11 protein-coding genes and 4 pseudogenes are annotated in these 17,942 nt (G+C 65.7%); 8 read left to right on the top strand and 7 right to left on the bottom strand.

All coding sequences use genetic code 11. From position 1 onward, the window contains the following. The first annotated feature begins 102 nt into the window (after positions 1 to 102). Positions 103 to 726, top strand: a complete 624-nt coding sequence (locus ACGFYN_RS43370; RefSeq protein ID WP_393871522.1) for a transposase family protein — start codon at positions 103 to 105, stop codon at positions 724 to 726. Next, on the top strand, positions 723 to 983 hold the full coding sequence (locus ACGFYN_RS43365) for a hypothetical protein (RefSeq protein ID WP_393871521.1): 261 nt from the start codon (positions 723 to 725) through the stop codon (positions 981 to 983). Before ACGFYN_RS43370 ends, ACGFYN_RS43365 begins: the two co-directional genes overlap by 4 nt. Before the next feature lie 875 nt (positions 984 to 1,858). Here the strand turns inward: ACGFYN_RS43365 and ACGFYN_RS43360 are convergent. Both ACGFYN_RS43360 and ACGFYN_RS43355 read right to left on the bottom strand, forming a co-directional pair. Beyond that, positions 1,859 to 2,767: a GNAT family N-acetyltransferase gene (locus ACGFYN_RS43360; RefSeq protein ID WP_393871520.1), complete on the bottom strand. Its 909-nt coding sequence runs from the start codon at positions 2,765 to 2,767 to the stop codon at positions 1,859 to 1,861. A gap of 186 nt (positions 2,768 to 2,953) precedes the next feature. Continuing rightward, positions 2,954 to 4,222, bottom strand: a complete 1,269-nt coding sequence (locus ACGFYN_RS43355; protein WP_393871535.1) for an IS701 family transposase — start codon at positions 4,220 to 4,222, stop codon at positions 2,954 to 2,956. Between the two features lie 209 nt (positions 4,223 to 4,431). Between ACGFYN_RS43355 and ACGFYN_RS43350 the strand changes: the two genes are divergently transcribed. The 5 genes and pseudogenes from ACGFYN_RS43350 (at position 4,432) to ACGFYN_RS43330 (ending at position 10,305) form a co-directional block, all read left to right on the top strand. Next, positions 4,432 to 5,103, top strand: a complete 672-nt coding sequence (locus tag ACGFYN_RS43350) for a hypothetical protein (RefSeq protein ID WP_393871519.1) — start codon at positions 4,432 to 4,434, stop codon at positions 5,101 to 5,103. Further along, a pseudogene (locus ACGFYN_RS43345) lies at positions 4,997 to 5,710 on the top strand (helicase); the annotation flags it as partial. The gene ACGFYN_RS43350 and the pseudogene ACGFYN_RS43345, both read left to right, overlap by 107 nt. A 167-nt stretch (positions 5,711 to 5,877) precedes the next feature. Further along, positions 5,878 to 6,345 (top strand): helicase associated domain-containing protein, encoded by a 468-nt coding sequence (locus tag ACGFYN_RS43340; protein WP_393871518.1) that lies wholly within the window; start codon positions 5,878 to 5,880, stop codon positions 6,343 to 6,345. Continuing rightward, entirely contained in the window at positions 6,342 to 6,656 is a 315-nt protein-coding gene (locus ACGFYN_RS43335; RefSeq protein WP_393871517.1) for a hypothetical protein, read from the top strand. The genes ACGFYN_RS43340 and ACGFYN_RS43335 overlap by 4 nt, the downstream gene beginning before the upstream one ends. Positions 6,657 to 7,938: 1,282 nt before the next feature. Beyond that, the gene (locus tag ACGFYN_RS43330; RefSeq protein ID WP_393871516.1) at positions 7,939 to 10,305 is read left to right on the top strand and encodes a hypothetical protein; all 2,367 of its coding nucleotides are present in this window, start codon (positions 7,939 to 7,941) and stop codon (positions 10,303 to 10,305) included. Between the two features lie 37 nt (positions 10,306 to 10,342). Here ACGFYN_RS43330 and ACGFYN_RS43325 read toward each other — a convergent pair. The 5 genes and pseudogenes from ACGFYN_RS43325 to ACGFYN_RS43305 all read right to left on the bottom strand — a co-directional run. Next, positions 10,343 to 11,314, bottom strand: a pseudogene (locus tag ACGFYN_RS43325) (IS701 family transposase); the annotation flags it as partial. A gap of 316 nt (positions 11,315 to 11,630) precedes the next feature. After that, the gene (locus ACGFYN_RS43320; RefSeq protein ID WP_393871515.1) at positions 11,631 to 12,653 is read right to left on the bottom strand and encodes a transposase domain-containing protein; all 1,023 of its coding nucleotides are present in this window, start codon (positions 12,651 to 12,653) and stop codon (positions 11,631 to 11,633) included. Positions 12,654 to 12,797: 144 nt separating this feature from the next. Further along, positions 12,798 to 14,834, bottom strand: coding sequence for a putative adhesin (locus ACGFYN_RS43315; protein ID WP_393871514.1), 2,037 nt, complete (start codon positions 14,832 to 14,834; stop codon positions 12,798 to 12,800). Between the two features lie 525 nt (positions 14,835 to 15,359). Then, positions 15,360 to 16,744, bottom strand: a pseudogene (locus ACGFYN_RS43310) (IS1380 family transposase). A 468-nt stretch (positions 16,745 to 17,212) separates the two neighbouring features. Then, positions 17,213 to 17,380, bottom strand: a pseudogene (locus tag ACGFYN_RS43305) (site-specific integrase); the annotation flags it as partial. A 112-nt stretch (positions 17,381 to 17,492) separates the two neighbouring features. Between ACGFYN_RS43305 and ACGFYN_RS43300 the strand changes: the two are divergent. After that, positions 17,493 to 17,876, top strand: a complete 384-nt coding sequence (locus tag ACGFYN_RS43300; RefSeq protein ID WP_393871513.1) for a hypothetical protein — start codon at positions 17,493 to 17,495, stop codon at positions 17,874 to 17,876. The last annotated feature ends 66 nt before the right edge of the window (positions 17,877 to 17,942 follow it).

Here is a 17,942-nt window from a genome sequence, read left to right as displayed (position 1 = left end):
AAGTTCCCGGAGTGCGCAGGTAGCCCGGGTCGTGGCGGGTTGGGGTGGACAGCCGAGCGGACTCGGGGTTCGTGATCATTGTGGTGACGAAGCCAAACGATCATGAGGGTTCCCGTGTCCGCTGCTCCATCCTCTCCGATGCCTGCCGTGCTGATGAAGCTGGGTCCGCTCGGCCCGGACGATGTCACCGATCTGCGTCCGTACCTCGAAGCGGTGCCCGATGCGCGCTCCAGGCGGGGCCGGTGGTATCCACTGGAGTCGATCCTGTTGGTCTGCGCGGCCGCGGCGGAGTCGGGGGCCCGGAGCATCGATGAGCTCGCCGAGTGGGGAGCCCGTGCTGACACCGGGGTGCTGCAGCAGTTGGGCGTGCGCCGGCATCTGCTGCGGTGGCGGCATGCCCCCTCGCGCTCAGCGATCGGCCGGGTCCTCGAGCGTCTCGACGGTGATGCTCTGGACGCGGCTGTTGGCGCCTGGCTGGCCGAGCGTCATGGTGAGACGGCTCGGGCAGCCGAGCCCGGCACGGGGCGTCCCAAGCGGCGTGCGGTCGCGGTCGACGGCAAAGCCCTGCGTGGCTCGGCTGGCTCGAACAGCCCTGCAGGCACCTGCTGTCCGTCGTCACTCACGAGCGGCCCCTTACGCTGGCCCAGGCCGAGATCGGCCGCAAGACCAACGAGACCACGCACTTCAAGCCCTTGCTGGCCCCACTGGGCTTGGTCGGGGCGGTGATCACCTTCGACGCCCTGCACTCGGTGAAGGCCCACGTCACCTGGCTCGTCGAAGCCAAGCAGGCTGACTACATCGCCATCATCAAGACCACACCGCACCCCGCGCGATGGCCGCCTTGCCCAACCTCGCGATCGGCACCCTCAAAGCCGCAGGAGGCGCCAACATTCGCCAAAACCACCCGCGCCATCCGGGACGGCCCGCAACGAGCCCTCCTACTCCTGGGCATCACCAACAACCCGGCCCTACCCGAAACTTGATCAAGCCCTGAGTCTCCACCGGTCCGCAAGGCACCGAGTGATCTGGTACTGCGTGCGCGCATGGTCGAGCTGAGCTGGTCGGCAGCAAGTCCGGGCTCTGGCAAACGGGTTGAGGTGCAACCGAGACGGTGCGCCGGTGGCTGCATCGTTTCAACCGCTTAGTCCTTGACGGGCTGGGGAATCTGGGCGGTCAAGGCCGCAGGCAGTGATCACCGACACGGAACGCTCAAGAATCATCGGCTTGGTCAGACACCGGCACTGGGTCTTGAGACCCTTGCAGGCGGACGACCAACTGGCCGCGGCGGATGAGTCCGGACGGGCGGAATGCGCCCTTGACGCATGGCCGCCGAAGGCCCGGCGGCGGGAATCGAGGTCCCTCGCAGCCAAGCCCGCCGAATCCTGCCGTCCGACGGGGTGCGCCGGCGCCGCACGCGGTCCTGGACCCGGTCGAAGGACTCGGAGTTCGAGGGGTCATCCGGATCGGTCGTACACGGCAGACCCTGACTCTCCTCCGCCCGCAAAATTGATGGCCTGGATGGCCGGGTTGGAGATCGTGACGGTCTTCGCCACATATGCCTCGGTCGGGCTAGTACTCCAGTGCGGTTTCGTGACCCATCGAGCGGGTTCGACGACGGTTCGTCGTCGGTAGTGGCTGCGTCGGGCTGTTGCCTGGTGGCGCCGACGCCAGTTGGACCAGTGCAGCAGCCTGGTCGCGGTCACGGCTGGTGGGCTGAAGACGGCGGCGAGTAGGTGGCGGATTTCCGGAAGCCCAACTCCGCCTCCATCGCCCGCTGTGATCACACTGTCGGCCAGCCTGCTAGCGGGCACTGACGAGCAGTCCGGACCTGTCATTGGGCCGGACTGCTCACCGCGTGCTACTTCTCGCTAGGCCGTTTGCCCCCCGGGTGGAAGTTGATGCGTTCGCTGACGACGGGGAAGCCGGCCTTGGTGAAGTTCGCGGCCATGGGGAAGTTGCCCCGGTCCGTCGCTCCGCTGACGAACTCCGCGCCCTGTCCGACGAGGAAGTGGGTGCATTCCACGAGGAGGTCGTAGGCGAAGCCGTGACCGCGCTGTTCCGGGATGACTCCGATGAAGCCGATGGTCGGTCCGGAGGGGTTGTGAGCCGGGATGTGGATGCCGGCCAGGTCGCCCTCCGGCGTGTGCGCGATCTGCCACCACTCCCGCGGGGAGGGGCACCAGTGGAAGAAGTCGAGTTCCTCCTGCGCGGCCTGATCGAGGCCGCCCTCCTTGATGGCCTTGAGCGCGTGGGTGTCCAGGGTGACGGAGTGGATGCGGCGCAATGCGTCGAAGAACACGGTGTCGTCGGGTTCGGCGCTGAAGCGCAGGCGTCCGGGCCGTTCGGGCAGACCTCGCTCCGGGGTCCAGCGGTACAGGAAGCGTTCCACCAAAAGTTCGTATCCGGCGGCTCGTGCGGCGGCGAAGCGTGCCTCGGCGGCGGGGCGCAGGTCGGGCTTGTCCCGCCAGCCGCCAGGCAGGTTGATCTCGAGTTCGACTTGCCAGGGGGCAGAGCGCAGGAGTTCGGCCCCCGCCTCCTCCTCGCCCTCGGCCACATCGAACCAGTTGATGTTGACGGGCTCCGAGTCGTCGGGGCCGCCCCACCATGCGCCGCGTGCGACGACCTCGCCGTCGCGCAAGGCGACGCGCTGCCAGTCGGGGCGGAACCGGGTACGCCGATGGCCTTCACGGGCTCCCAGTGGGTCGGGGAGAGCGTCGAAGAGATGGGCGTCGCTCGCGGAGAGCGCGCGGATGACCGGATCGGTCATGGATTCCTCCGGGATACAGGCTGCTTGAAGCGCTCCCGGTCAGAAGTTACGAACCACGCCGGGACAGCGGAAATAGGGAGCGCTGGAAAGGTGTGAACCGCACGGCACTCGCCTCCTTCCGTCCATCTCAGGGCGTAGAGCCACACGGTACGTGAGCTTCCGCAGCTTCGTCCACGGTTTCGCAATCTATCCAGCGGGTTCGCCGGCGGTTCGTCGTCGGTAGTGGCTGCGTCGGGCTGTTGCCTGGTGGCGCCGACGCCTGTTGGACCAGTGCAGCAGCCTGGTCGCGGTCACGGCTGGTGGGCTGACGACGGCGGCGAGTAGGTGGCGGATTTCCGGGACGGCCAGCGTGATGGGATCCCGGCTGCGGGCGAGATGGTGCGCGTCGGCGGGCCGGTCGGGGGTCGCGTCGGCGGCGAGGGCGGTCAGGAAGGCCAGGGCGAGCATGGCGAGCGTGATGTGCCGGTGCCAGGAGGTCCAGTGCCTCACCTGGTAGTGATCCAGACCGACCTGGCCCTTGGCGGCCTGGAAGCACTCCTCGACGCTCCAGCGGACACCGGCGACGCGGACCAGCTCCGACAGGGGCACGTCGGTGAGGGACCAGCACAGGTAGAAGGCGAGTTCGCCGGTGTTTCGGTTGCGGCGGATCAGCAGGTGGCGATGGCTGCCGGGACCGATGTGGATCCAGGCCCAGTCGTAGTACCGCGGTCCCTTCGCGCCGTTTCCGGCGCTCTGACGGTGCCAGGCTGTGGCGGGCAGGCGGCCGGCGACGGTGTCCGCGCGGACAAGGGTGCGGCCGTGGTTGATGCTCACCCGCATCGAGCAGGCGACAGCCAGGACATAGCCGGTGCCGCGTGCCTCGAGGGCGGCGCGGAGCTGGGGGTCCTGGCCGTAGGCTTCGTCGCCGGTCACCCAGGAGGCGGCGACCCCGGCGTCCACCGCGGCGGCGACCATCTCGAAGGCCAGACGGGGCTTGGTGGCGAACTGCACCGTCTCGGGTATCCCGGCCGCGGTGCGGCGTTCGGGATCAGTGGACCAGGAGTGTTCGGGGAGGTAGAGCCGTCGGTCGATCAGGGCCCGTCCGCGACTGGTGGTCAGGGCGAGGAACACGCCGACCTGGGCGTTCTCGATGCGCCCCGCGGTGCCGGTGTACTGCCGTTGCACGCCGGCCGAGGACCGGCCCTTCTTCACAAAACCCGTCTCGTCGACCACGAGAACGCCGCCGTCAGCGCCGAGGTGTTCGGCGGCGTAGGCACGCAGGTCGTCGCGGACCGCATCGGCGTCCCAGCGGGCGTAGCGCAGCAGACGCTGCATCGGCCCAGGCCGCGTATGGCCCGCCTGTTCGGCCAGCTGCCGGCAGTTCTTCCGCTCGACGCTCGACAGCAGCCCGAGCAGATAGGCGCGGGCCGCGGCGCGGGGCTCAACTCGCCCGAACCTGCCCGCGATCCGGGCCATGACCTGGTCGAACATCGCCCGCCAGCGGGCAGGGTCTACGCTATGGCCTGCGGCCACCGCACGATCTTCAGGAGTCCACACAACCCCCGATGATCACGCGGTGGCCGTACCCGTTCCCAGCCGGGTCCGCGACAAGATCGCGAAGTCAGACTGGAGTACTAGGTGTCCTGCAGCGGGCCAATGCCGCGGGTCTGGGGGTGTGGAGCCTGATGGTCGTGGATGAGGCCCACAGGACGAGTGGTGATGGTCTGAAGCCGTGGGCGGCCGTGCACGACCAGACGCTGCTGCCCGCGGAGCGGCGGCTCTACATGACCGCCACGGCGCGGGTGTGGGAGGCGGAGGGCGAAAGGCCTCGCCTGGTGGCGTCGATGGAGGACTTCAGCCCGGTCTTCGGTCCGGTGGCCTACAAGCTCACGTTGTCGGAGGCGATTCGGCGGGGCATCGTGGCGCCGTATCAGATGCTGTGCCTCGATATCCGCGACCCGGACTTGTACGCGGCGTTGTCCAGTGAGGCGCCGGGTTCGGTCGCGGCGCGTGGAGCGCCGTTGGCGGCGATGCAGACGGGTCTGATGCAGGCTGCCCAACAGGAGCGTTTCCGCCGGGTGTTGTCGTTTCACAGTCGGGTGGGTGAGGCGGAGGTGATGGCGGCCGCGGTGCCGGTGACGGCGGGCCGGCTCGCCGAGGACGACCCCGACACGTTCCCGCCGGCGGAGCAGGTGTGGGCGGAGTGGTTGTATGGCGAGCACGCGCCTGGACATCGCCGTGCGGTGCTGGATGAATTCGCGTCTGATTTCCTTGGTGGTTCTGGGTTCGAGGGTCGGGATGTGCGTGCGGAATTGCAGATTCTTTCCTCTGTTCGGGTGCTTGGGGAGGGGCGTTGATACCGCTGAGTGTGATGCGGTTCTTTTCGCTGATGCGCGTGGGTCGATGGTGGACATTGTGCAGATGGTTGGGCGTGCTCTGCGGTTGAAGCCGGAGCGGGGGAAACTGGCGACGTTGGTGGTTCCTGTCTTCCTTGGGCCGGGTGAGGACGCGAATGAATTGCTCACTTCGGATGCCTATGGGACCCTCAGCAAGATCCTTGGAGCCCTGCGAGCGCACGATACGGAGACGATCGAAGGGCTCGCTGATCCCCGTCTGCGCAATGCCCGTTCGGGCGCGGCGGAGAACGGTGAGGAGGGCGTTGAGGACGGTGCGGAGCAGGGCCTGGACGACGTCGACGACGGCCGGGCGTTGGTGTCTGCTCGGGCTGCGGAGGTGCTGCGCTTCAGCGAGGAGCGCGACCCGGCGGCGCTGGCGCAGTTCGTGCAGCTGCGGGTGATCGACCCGGAGGGCGTGTATTGGCGGCGCGGGATCGAGGCCGCCACCCGGTGGCGGCGCGAAACCAAGGCGACGGAGCTGCGGGTGCCGTACACGTACGTCCCCCCGGAGGACTGGGGCGCGGTCGGCGACCATCCCCTGGGAGTGTTCATCGCTGATCAGCGCCGCTACTACGCCGCGGGGGGTCTGGAGGCTTCGCGTGTGACGGAGTTCGAGCGGCTGGGCATGGTCTGGTCCGTCCACGCCTCCGCCTGGGACGCCGGGCTCGAGGTGCCCGCTCCTAGGCCGCCACACATGATCATTTTCTGCCGCCGACGTCCGCGGTGTGGCAGGACATGGCGATTGGGGTCTGGGCCAAGAACATGCGGGCTGCGGCCCGGAAGACTCTCGAGAACGCCGCGCGGCGCGCCGCCGGGGAAACGGGTGTCTCCAGTGCCGGGGAGCTCTCTGCCAGCCGTATGGAGGCGTTGGAGGATGTCGACCCCGGGTGGTGCCCGGAGTGGGACGTTTCTTGGCAGCGGGCGTATCGGCTCGCTCGCGCCCATGTGAAGGCCGGCGGTGCGCTGCCTGCCGGGCTGCGTGAGGTGGTGGTGCAGGGCGAGGACCTCGGAGCCTGGATCGCGCAGCAGCGCGCCGCGTGGGGCCGGCTGGTGCCGGCGCAGCAGTTCCTTCTGGAGACCGTCGGCGTCGACCCGGACGAGGGTGGGCCGGTGCGTCCGGTGACGCGCTCGCAGGACGACCGGTGGGCCATGAACCTGGCTGCCGCCCGACGACACCTCGTCTCCCCGACATTCTCACCATGACTGCCGCCGGACTGACGGCGCTAAGCAAGGCCCCCACATGGGTCGCGATCATGATCGCGCTCCCGCCCGTCCTCACGGTCATGGCTCGGGTCTTCAACAAGGTACTCGACGGCATCTCCCGCTTCTACACGGTCTCGATGCGACGCCGACAGGAAGACAGACTCCTGAGCGGAGCCACCGACGTCGGCACCGGACTCGGCTACCTAGCCCGTGTGCAGAGCGAGACTCCGCTCCTCTTCCCGTCTCCGGCCATCGAAGCGGCCCCCGCCTCTCCGCCTACCGCCGAGCCGCCACCCAGCACACCACCATGATCACCGCAAGCCGGGCTAGGGCCGGTGATCACCGCACTCGCCCAGCTCAAGGACTGGTCCCTGCACCTACGGGAACGGACGGGAACGAGTAGGTCCCCCATTTCAGGGCCCTGCGGCCAGTGCGTCAGGAAGCTTCGTAGCGCGAACGGCCGACCGCGCGGCACCGCGCTGCCCGGCACAAGAGGGCATCGTGCCGGGCAGCCGTGTTGGGTGGGCGGCGCACCCAATTCCCGAGGGCTCAGGTGGGGGCTCGACAACCGACTGCATGGTCTGGCGCTGGGCCGGCGGGACCTGGAGTCTTTGCTCCTGGCGGGAGTTCGTAGCCGACCTGATACCAGCCAATCGAATCACCGGCTTCCACGAATTCAACCGCTTCTCCGTAACTGGCCCGTCCCCGCCGACGGGTGGGATACTCATCGACAGGAGAGTCCCGCGCTGCGGTCGCGTAGCCCCCCGTGGCAAGTCGATTGCATACAGTGCAGGGGTGAATCGAAAAAGTGCTAGCAGGGTTCGCGTCTTAATCTCGTTGGGGCCGCCCCCTTCAGGAAGGCCAAGAATGTCCGACGACCAAATTCCCGCGAGTGGCCTGCCTCCTAACCTGCAGAGCGAGGACGAAATCCCCACTCTGGAGCCGGCATGGGATGAGGAATCCGCTCAGGAGAGTGATACGCCGACAGAGGTTCCAAGCCGCCGCGTGTCCCGGGAAGCGATTGCACGCATTGTGGCCACACTTCCGCCGATACCAGACAGCCCCGAAGCAACACTGCTATATCAGCGGGTGGCGTCAGGGCCGGAGCTTCCATCGCTGCAGTCCCTGACATCACGGCAATCACGGGATCCTCTGTCGCCGGAACTGAGGTCTCCCTCTGCAACAGGATCCCAGAGTCCTCCGTCCGGAGAGCCTGGGACACCCTTCGATCGGGTGTCATCGGGGCCGATCTCCCCAGGGCCACGCTCCCCATCCGGGGAGGAGCAGGGATTCGAGGGCATCGCCCCGCCGAGAACGGAAGAGAAGAAGCCCCCCGTCAAGCTGCCGATACGTGAATTGCGGTCGCATAATACAAGAACACTGAAAAGTGTCCCCGAGGGTGGCAACGTTCACTTCTCCATTCAGGAAATCCCCGGGAGTCGGGATTCGGTGATGGTGCTACTGAGGCCTCCGCCCAAGTGGCCGCGCGATCTCAGAACAGTGGCGACGGGAAAAATCACTAAGACGCGGAAAGGTAAGCGCTTGTCGCGGGGGAAGCCAGGGGATCTTGAAATAGAGGTGACCGGTGGTCGCGTGACAGAGTCCCAACTCACTAAATTTCTCGATTTCACGAAAAAGAAGAAAACCTTCACTCGTCCAACGACTCAATCCCCCGCCCCCACTGATGAACTGATCTTCCAATGTGACGGGCACCGCTATCGCGTCCACGAAGACGCGGACGGCGACCTGTACGTCCATACAGGGTCGGAACAGATCAGATATGTGCTAGACGCCCGCAAGGCCACCGTCACACGCGATGCGGTCCAGCTCGCTCAGGGCTCCTTGTGGGGAGTAGACGGCGGCGCGCTTCACCTTGGGACCCCCACAGACGTGACGCCAAGCGGGCGGGAAGAGAAGAAGAATCCGACTGCGCCCACTAGGCCGCAATCCCCTGCCACGCCGCTCACCGGTGCCCCGAAGGCCGAACGCGAGTTCTTGGCTCGGGCGAGCAGCCTGATCGGCGATGTGGCTGCCATGCGCGAGACGGTGAAGGTCATGGAACCTGACGAGCTGGAGTTGCTCACTGAGGAGGTCTTGGTTTACCAGCGCAGAGTCGAGATGCTAAGCGCATGGCTGCGGCGCGGCAGTGCCCGCCGAGACTCTGAGGTGCCTGATATGGAACAGGTGCGAGAGGCCGTCGGCTGGACGCAAGAGCTCATCCGTGAGCACGGGAAGAAGGTCGAGCAGCTGATAAAGGCGGCCGACAGTCCGGGATGGAATAAGCTCACCGGAATCGAGCACGAGTTCACCCAGGCACTGGAAATCTACCAGTCTGCCCTCCGCGGGAGCACAAGTTCTGCATCGCGGCAAATGCAGATCACTTTCGCCTCAGCGATCAAGGCAATCCGCGAATGGGAAGCTGGGCGCAAGCCGGCCCGACGGCTGGCAGACCTGCTTCGACAGGCCGAAGTCGTACTGAGGAGCTATAAGGAAGCTGGCCCCGAGGAGATTAAAACCACCAAGGGAAAACTGCGCGATGAGATAGCGGTGGTCGGACACGGATCCTATATGCCGGGGGAAGAAACGTTCGTACCAGAGGGCTGCGAGCTTTTCACTATGGCGGAGTCGGATTCATACGTGGCCATAGGAATGGGAATGGAAGCAGCGGTAGGAGAACTCCCAGGACTACGCAGACATAAGACCAGAAAGATGGTCCCGAACTTCATGCTGTCCGCAGGACATGAAAATGAGACCCTGCGCCTAAATAAGTTCCTGGAGAGCACCTCCCGGCCCATCCTACGAAAGGTGATCGCGGTGGGAACCACACCCCTCATCGACAAAGCATCCAAGCCACCCGGAGGGCCACCCGGGCCCGTCACCCTCGAATCCGGCATCAAATTGTGTGACGATAAAACGGGCGCATGCAGCATTTTCGACGGCATCCACCACTGCAACGGATTGCTCGCCCGTCTGTCCGGCAAGGTGATCCTAACTGCGTGTACCGCGCCGAGTGGCGCTGAACGCCGTGCTTCATTCATAGCCAGGCGCGAAACCCCGCGGACTCGTATCGACCCCGAGACCAAGGAGACGACCACCGCATGGCTTAAGCCGTGGGAAGCCGATCAGCTATACGAACACCCAGAATTGGGACGCAACCTTGCCCCGGCTAAGCACTGGGTGCAAATCTTCGAGCGTGGCGCCACGGCGGGCGAGGGAGATTCTTGGCGCGTACTACCCAGGGAAACCAGGGCTGCAATGGAGGTCAACCTACCTGTAATCGGCGAGCTGCTCAAGCGCGCAGAGAACCTCTGGATCATGGCCCCGGGCGTCGAGCGCCCCTTCGCGCGCGTCGCTCCCCGTGTGTCAGGAAAATCGGCGTGGCGGGCGAATACCCAAGACGAATTCGATGCCCTCTCCGCGGCCTCCGGCGACTTCGAGATCCACATCACCGATACTCTCGGCCTAACGCTCAATATCAGCAGTACTGGGATGCACCCCGTATTCATCTACGGTATTCGTGGAGCCGCCACCGTAAGCGTGTCTGGGGGCAACGTGGAGGCTGACGGCGAAGCCACCATCACCACCGTCTCCGGCGGCATGGCGAGCACCAGTGGCAGGGCAACAGTCGGGAGACTCACCGGTGGGATCGTGAACGCTAGTGGCTTCTCAACAGTGGGCATCGCCGACGGCGGCACCGCGAGCGCCAATGGCTCGGCCACTGTGACCAGCGTCAACGTCGGCGCTACGGTCTACCTCGACGCGAACGCCAGGGTCACAACGGTCAACGGCGGCACCGTGAACGCCGAGGGATCCTCTCAGGTCACCACTGTCAATGGCGGCGTCGTAAACGCCGCGGAGTCGGCCACGGTCGTCACCCTCAACGCCGGCGGCACCGTGAACCTCAGCGACGAGGCCACCGCCACCACCAACAACGGCGGCACCCTCAACCAGGCAGCATGAGAACCGGTGATCTGATCTATGCGCTGTTTCTCGGATCCCATCGGCTGCCCGCGATGCGGATCAGCTCGTCCAGCGTCGTGTCGGCGGGGCAGTAGGCGATGTAGTAGGAGATCTCCTCGGGCCTGCTGACGCTGCGGCGGGCGAGAACCCAGTGCCGGCGGTCCTCGCGGTGCCAGGGCCGCACCTCGACGCGGGCCCAGTCGAAGATCCGCCGGCCATGAGCTCCCTGTCCGCAGGAACGGCGTTTCCACTTCTGCCGCGGCAGACCGGGGAACAGGTCGTGGACCGGGTGGTCGAGTGCCCAGCGGGTGACGACGGTGTCGTGCCGGGTGGTGGCCATGACGTGGAAGACGTCCGCCTGCTCCAGCTCGTAGCGCCAGCCCTTGCTGAAGCCGTAGGCGGCGTCCGCCGTCACCCAGCCGAACGGGACCTGGTCGGCGATGGCCTTGCGGACCATCGTCTTGACCATGGCCACCTTCGTCTCGAAGGCGACGCTGTCGTCGATGCCGGCCCGGCGGCAGCGGTCCCGGTCGTCCGTCCAGGAGGTGGGCAGATACAGCCGACGGTCGATCAGAGTGCGTCCACGGCCGCTGGCGTAGGCGAGGAACACGCCGATCTGGCAGTTCTCGGTGCGTCCCGCGGTCCCGGAGTATTGCCGTTGCACCCCGGCCGACCGGACGCCCTTCTTCAGGAAACCGGTGTCATCGACGATCAGGACGGCGTCCCGGTCCCCGAGGTGTTCCACCACATACTCGCGCACGTCGTCGAGGACCTCGTCGGCCTCCCACTCGATCCGGTTCAGCATCCGCTGGATACGGTCCGGTCCGTCATGACCGGCCTCCTCGGCCAGCGTCCAGCCGTTCTTCCGCTCCAGCGGCGCAACCAGCCCCCGCATATAAGCCAGCGCCGACTGACGCGGCTCCTCCCGGTTGAACCTGTGCACGAACCGCTCGTGCAGAGCGGTCAGTTCACCCGCCCACAACCTGACATCAGCAAGGTCCCCACCCATATCCAGACCAACGACCAACCTGGCCAGCAGTCACGGCAAGCACCGTTGCAGTAGTAGATCGTGGACGGCCGTCGCGGTTCCAGACGTTGTAGCGGGAGTTCTGCACTTGACGATGCGGGCGGACAGCCGCATCCGGCGCCCAGGAAGCAGCGCGTGCAGAACGCGGGCGCCGATGTGTCCCATCAGGTCGGAGCGGTTGCTCGGCCCTGAGGCCGCGGTCGTTCCGACCAGGCTGACCACCGTGTCACGGGCGGCTTTCAGAGCGACTGTGAAGCCGGCTCGGTCGGGATCGCAGCCGGGCAGTGCCCCACCGCGGTTACCATGACCGAGCGCAGGGCCTGGTAAGGCGTGAGCAGTCCCCACATCTCCTGGTTGAGGCCCACCAGGTCCTTCCAACGTAGAACTCGGCCTTTGAGCAGGGTGTGACGGAGCGCCAGGTAGGTGATCCGATCTCCCAGCGCTCGTGGCAGAGACGCACCAGGTGATCGGCTGGATCGGTGCGGTGGTCGTTGAGCATGGTCAGCAGGCGGTAGGTCCCGCCGAAGTCGCCGCCGTCGGCGGTGCGGGAGTGGATCTCGGCCTCGATCACCCGCAACGGGAGGCCCCCTATCCGGGTCAGGTAGGAGCCGTCGGGCAGCAGCGCCAGCACCGGCGGTCGTCGTGTGCTGGTGGCGCGTAGCAGGAACTGAGTCCCTTGAGCTGCGATGTCTGCGAGCAGACTGTTGCTGTCGACGGCGCGGTCCGCCAGGAGGAGCATGTCCGGGGTCAGGTGGCCGATCAGGTCGTGGGCGTAGTCGGTCTCGCCCTTGGAGGCGGGGCCGAAGACCGCTGCGACAGGCCGCGGGGTGCCTGTTTCGCACAGGGTCATGAGCATCAGCCGGGGGTGGCCAGCCGGGCCGTAGCGGCGTTCGGTGCGACCGAGCCAGGACTGATTGCGCTCGTGGTCGGGGACGGACAGGCTTCCGCAGCCGTCGAAGGCGACCGTGCGCCAGCGTCGGTAGCGCACTCCGGGTGTGGACGGCTGGGCCAGCGGGCCGGCCAACACGTGGAACAGCCGCTTAAGCGGGGCCACCCCGACCCGCCGACGCAGATCGCGAAGTGCCTTCTCCGAGGGCTGCGGCACCCGGGCAGCCAGTCCGGCCCCGAGTTTGCCCCACACCAGTCCGATGCCCAGATGCTCGAACAGCCCAAGCGCGAGTACGAAATACACGCCGACGCGAGAGGGGAGGCTCCGAAGTCGTCGCTCGCGGGCCCCGCTCTCATCCAGTACCGCATCCACCAACTCGGGCGGGATGACCTGCGTTAACTCACCAATGTGACCAGGCCGCGAACACGTCATCGGTTCTGCCCAAGACAGACTTGGCCACTGGTCCTCTGCTTTCTCAGGAAGATCTTGGTCGATCCCCTGGATAGCAGAGGCCCCTTCTGTCTCCTGCCTCGCTTGACACCGCCAACAGGGCCTTAACTTCGTGGCATTGGTCGATCAACTGCCAGCGATGGTGAAGGTTGCGGTGCCTGCTTGTGGGGTGTGGACCACGTCGATGCCAAATGCGTCGAGTGGCATGGAACGGGGTAGTGCCGTTCCGAGGATGTCGGTGATGGGCCTAGTGACGAGCCCGGTCGTGGTCCGGACAGTAATGAGTGTGGTGGGCGCGACGAACCGGACGTGGCCGTCACGGCCGATGAACACGTACGTGGGTCCGGAGGGGGAAAGAGTGGATCCGAAGGGGGCGAACCATGCGCCCTCGCGTTCCGTTTCTGTGGCGGTGATCTCGTATCCCGCGCCGTGCTCATCGCGGTAGGGAACCTGGCCTGCCCAGGCCGCGGTTGTCTCTGCCCCACCCACGACATGGCGGAGGATCATGCTCATGCCCTGGGGAGAACCCTCGGGATGGAATATTGCCGCCGACCCTTGAAAGAGGATAAGTTGCCCCCCCGTTGCCGTGAGTTGTATGTCGGCGCGGTCGAAAACAGTGCTTTCCTCATCCCCGTGGATACCGTCAAGCTGTGCCAACCTCCACTGGCGGCCGCTGCCGAAAGTAAGCCCAACGAATCGCGTACCTAGACCCTTCGTCTCAACGACGCCCGTCTCCTCCTCCGGCGCTGCTGGAGTGCCATCCGCCTCCTTTGGCCTGCTGGGGATCTTTTCCTCGATCTCGGTCCGCAGGGCCGCATCGTACCAGTGCACGAAAGCTGGAAATGTCAATAGAGCCGATCGTGTTCCTTCGTGCATATCATTGAAGACGTTCAATGCCTTCAATGCGTCATTCTTCTTCTTGATTGCGATAAACTTATCGACTAGCGCCGAGTATCCTGCTTTGATGGGGTCGGGGTCAGCACCCAAACCACCGCTACCGAAGCAGCTGCCAATGTATACTCTGGGAATGCCGCGATTGTTATTCAATAGTCCTGCACAGGTGTGGACAGGACGCCGGCACTTGTCCGGTGTAGTGCAGAGTGCAGTGTCTTCCTCAATGAATGTGACGTCTTCGCTTTGAGGGTACTTTTGCATTTGCTCGTCAAGGGAAAGCTCCTCCGCCTCGCTCGGGCGACGCCGTCCGCTGAGCCAGGCCCTCTTTCCCAATTCCAGCTCGTGCGACTTGTATGGAGTAATTCGGATATTGGGGATTTCGGCCCCCTGTTCGAAGGTTGCTCGGGTTTTATGCGTTAGTGGGTTTGCGCAGATCGCCATGATCTCGTCCATCCCCACGACCCATCCTGGATTGGCATAGGTGTAAACGGTCATACCGAGCGGGACGAAGGTGTTTTCGCCTGGCGAGTCAGCCCCATGCCCCATGAAGGCCCGCGCCTCTTCCATAAATACATACGGGCTTGTACCGTATTCCTGCGATGCAAGCAGCTCCGCGCACTCGCCGCAAGAGACCGCTTCCCCTCCCTCTATTACTGCTTCGCAGCATCGAACGTGACCGAGATGAGTTCCCCCGTCAGTGTGACGAAATACAACGAGGGAGTCCGTATTCTTGATGAGTTTTCCGCAGAACTGACATGCATATGGAGAGGATTTTGCGAATTCGCCTGCGCTTTCGGCGGCCGATCTGACAACGCCTGCCCTTCGCTTCTCTTCGCTGAGCGTCACACGCGCCTTTTCTTCGGATGTCAGCTTGTCATACTCCACATACTCCGGCGGCCGCGTCGTGGCCGGTATTACGTTCTCCCGTCCGTGTTCTTCGCAGTATGTCTGCCATGTCCGGCGCATCACACTGAGCTTGGCAAACTCAATTTCGGAAATGCTTTGAAGTTCAGCGGTGAAGACATCTGATACCGCTTGTCGAATCTGCGGTACATCGGTGGTTGGGTAATGGAAATCGAAGCTGGGAGTTGGAGCGTCTACCTTCGGTGTCGGGAGGGAGGACGGGCTAGTAGGGGGGGCGGACGGCTGAGTGATGGGAGTTGGAGTTGGTGGTGGAGGTTGCTGGCGTGGAGTCTCCCTGGCGGGGGTGGTGCTCTCAGTGTCGGCGCGGGGTGCGGACTCTCGGTCTTCCCCGGGAGGAGTGGCCATGATCGAACTCCTTGAGCCTGGTGCCGGTCGAGGCGTCGCCCGAACGGGTGGGAAGAGGGATTCGCCGACGTTTTATTCCGTGACATCGCTCCTTTCATCCAGTATGCGCATCATGCGTGGGTATGCGTACCCAGGAGGGCGCTCAGAAGCCAACTCAAAGTCTTGATGATCTTGCTTCTGTCCTGGTCGGGGGCTGAGGCCGGTGCGGTAGCGGGTGATCTTCGCTCTGCATGGCGTACGAGAGGGGTAGGGTCGCGGTCGGTCCAGCTCATGCAATTTCGGATTCCTCGAGCGTTGGCACTGGCAGCGGGCGACGTCGAGAAGGTCGAAGAGCTTGTTGTAGGGCCGCGAGCAAACCCTTAACCTCGATCTTTCGTGACGGTCTGCCGACGGAGTCGGCGGACCGTTTGGCGTTCCGTGGCTGCTGGCGGGTAGGCCGGTAGCCCGACTGGCGTGTCGGGTGGGCGCCGGGTTCCACTGCTCCGGAGACGGTGGTGCTGCTCGCAGGGACGGCAAGGCTACTGGTCAGACTGGAGTGGCCAGTTGGTCGAGCCGTTCCAGGGCGCCGATGATGACATGGGTCCAGGGCCAGTGGCGGGCGAGGCGGAGAATCCGGCGACGGCCGGTGGTGACGAGTTGGCTGGCCGGGCTGAACAGGCGGAGCCGCAGGCGGCGGGGTTCCCAGAGCCGGGCCTGGCCGTTCAGTGCAAGCATCGGCATCCAGGCCAGCAGGTCGAGTACGATCTGGACGATCTCCAGCCAGACCCGGTTTTGCGCGGTGTCGTGCAGGGGCAGGTTCCGCAGGCCGGTCGCGCGGGCAGCCCGAATGCGGTCCTCGGCCCGTGCCCGCAGGCGGTGGCGGAGTTCGAGCCCGGCGATGGGCAGGCCGGTGGTGCTGGTGGCGAAGCATGTGATCCGCATGCCGTCGGCGTCCGTGATCCTCAACTGGGCACCGGGGTGCGGTCGTTCCTTCCGGACGATCAGCCGCATGCCCCTGGGCCAGCCCTCGAGCATGCCGCCGGTGAGTTCGGCGACCCAGGCCCCGTCGCGGATCTCTCCGTCGGGCTCGACGGCCGGCGTCCATGCCGCGGGCGGCACCTTGAGTACGGCCTGGTGAATGGTGTCGGTGATGGTCATGCCGACCGAATACGACAGCCACCGCCCGCGTTTCGCGAGCCAGGCCACGAACTCGTGGGTGCCGCCCGCGGAGTCGGTGCGGATCAGCGTCCGGCGCCCGCGACGGTAGGACTTGGCCAGCTGGGCCAGGGCCAGTTGGGTGGTGGCGATGTGATCGGCGGCGGTGTTGCTACCCGCGTTCCCGGGCCGCAGCAGAGCGGCCACCGGCTCGCCGGACCCGCCCGTCCCGTGGTCGACGAAGGCCATCAGCGGGTGGTGGCCGAAGGTCTTCTTCCAGGTCGCAGCCGTGTCTTCCTTCTCGGAGTGCGCGATCACCAGGACGCCGTCCAGGTCCACGGTCACCGAGCCGGTCGCATCCGGCGCAGTCTGCCCGGCCAGCTTCCACACACGTTGCCGCACTTGGGACCGGGCACCGCGGATCGCGTTCAAGGCGCGTTCGCCGCCCGCCGCGAGCGTGTCGATCAGCCGGGAGACTGTCGGGTCCGAGGCCACCGGCCCGAACACGGCCGGCTCGGCCCGCAGCATGCCGACGTCGGCCAGGCAGTCGCCGCCGAGCGCGACCGCGAGCGCCACATCCAGCAGGATCTTGCCGGGATCGTGCACCGCCCGCGGCTTGCGCCAGGGCGCCAGGGCGCCAGAGCCGCAGATATCGCAGTATCCAGACCCACCTTGCGGACCGTCTTGACCAGCAGCACGGCCCCGGCCTGCGAGACCACTCCACGACCGCTGCCCTCACCGTGGACACGCGGGTACGACCCGATACGCTTCTTCACCTGAGAAGTGCTTCTTTCCACGGCACGATCTGGACCCTCGACAAGTCCTATCATTCCAGGTCAGGAGCACTTCTCGCGTTTGTGATCAAGCCTCGGACAGACCACCTCACGAAAGCCCGAGGCTAAGCAGCAGTCTCCACCTGGGGACCATCCGTGGACACGCCCAAGCCGCCTACGCCGATGCAAGACTGGGACCAGCCACTTCGCGCGCAACCGAAGGGGTCCTCCGGAGCCGTATGCGCAGGTTCGAATCCTGCCGGGGGCACCCAGTACGAGGTGCCCAAAGACCCCGTCAGCAGCGGAAACGCTGAGGCCGGGGTCTTCGCGTATCTACAGCCGTGTGCAGCCGTATGCCGCCCTGAGCGGCCCTATGTCGGGCTCTGTGGACTATTTGTGGACAGGATCTTGACGCATCGTTCCAGGTCAGCCCCGGAAACGGCGAAGACCCCCGGACGAATCCAGGGGCCTGGAGTTGAGCCAGGTAGACAAGGCCGCGTGCCGGAGGGCGAGCGGTGAGGCGACGGCGTCCGGCGGGAGCGCCAGCGTGCGTGCTTCCCGCCAGACGCGGAAGTAAGTGGACGAACCGACCACTCCCCCGCGCTCGTTGGTGAACAGCCGCCCGTCAGGTGGGAGGCCGATCCCACACCCCGAGGTGCTCGGCCGTCCTCCCCGGATGCGCCCCGTTGCGCGAAGTGGTCGACTCGAAACGAGGCAAGTCTCGGAGTCATCACGGAGAGGAGCCACAGCGATGCCAAAGGTATCCAAACTGTCCGCGACGAACGTCCAGGAATTCGGGCCGGTGACCGACCGCCGCGAGGATATGAACGGGTACACCGTCGAATTCGTGTCCTTCTCAGCCGACGCCGACCTTGTCGGGCCGCTGCAGGCGCTGCCCGGTGGGGCGTGCCAGTGTCCGCACTGGGGCTACGTCATCGCCGGACGCGTGCGCTTCGCCTCCGGGGGCCAGGAGGAGGTGTACGAGGCCGGTGACGCGTTCTATCAGCCGCCGGGACACCGGCCGTATGTGGACTCCGGCACCGAGCTGCTGCAGTTCAGCCCAACCGAGGAACTCGCCAGCACCGAGCGGGCTATCGAGGAATGGATGAGTCGTCAGCAGGGCGGTACGCCGTAGGCCCGGCCGCAGCCGTATGCCGCTCTGAGCGGCCTTACGTCGGGCTCCGTGGACTATCCGTGGGCA

This window comes from Streptomyces sp. NPDC048419, assembly GCF_043200415.1.
GTDB lineage: Bacteria > Actinomycetota > Actinomycetes > Streptomycetales > Streptomycetaceae > Streptomyces.
The sequence above is the reverse complement of the archived record's forward strand: the minus strand, read 5'-3'. Positions and strand labels throughout refer to the sequence as shown.

Coding starts and splice junctions, on each gene's coding strand:
- ACGFYN_RS43370 (WP_393871522.1), top strand. CDS start 103: ATGAGGGTTCCCGTGTCCGCTGCTCCATCCTCTCCGATGCCTGCCGTG.
- ACGFYN_RS43360 (WP_393871520.1), bottom strand. CDS start 2,767: ATGACCGATCCGGTCATCCGCGCGCTCTCCGCGAGCGACGCCCATCTC.
- ACGFYN_RS43355 (WP_393871535.1), bottom strand. CDS start 4,222: ATGGCCCGGATCGCGGGCAGGTTCGGGCGAGTTGAGCCCCGCGCCGCG.
- ACGFYN_RS43350 (WP_393871519.1), top strand. CDS start 4,432: ATGGTCGTGGATGAGGCCCACAGGACGAGTGGTGATGGTCTGAAGCCG.
- ACGFYN_RS43340 (WP_393871518.1), top strand. CDS start 5,878: ATGGCGATTGGGGTCTGGGCCAAGAACATGCGGGCTGCGGCCCGGAAG.
- ACGFYN_RS43335 (WP_393871517.1), top strand. CDS start 6,342: ATGACTGCCGCCGGACTGACGGCGCTAAGCAAGGCCCCCACATGGGTC.
- ACGFYN_RS43320 (WP_393871515.1), bottom strand. CDS start 12,653: ATGACGTGTTCGCGGCCTGGTCACATTGGTGAGTTAACGCAGGTCATC.
- ACGFYN_RS43315 (WP_393871514.1), bottom strand. CDS start 14,834: ATGGCCACTCCTCCCGGGGAAGACCGAGAGTCCGCACCCCGCGCCGAC.
- ACGFYN_RS43300 (WP_393871513.1), top strand. CDS start 17,493: ATGCCAAAGGTATCCAAACTGTCCGCGACGAACGTCCAGGAATTCGGG.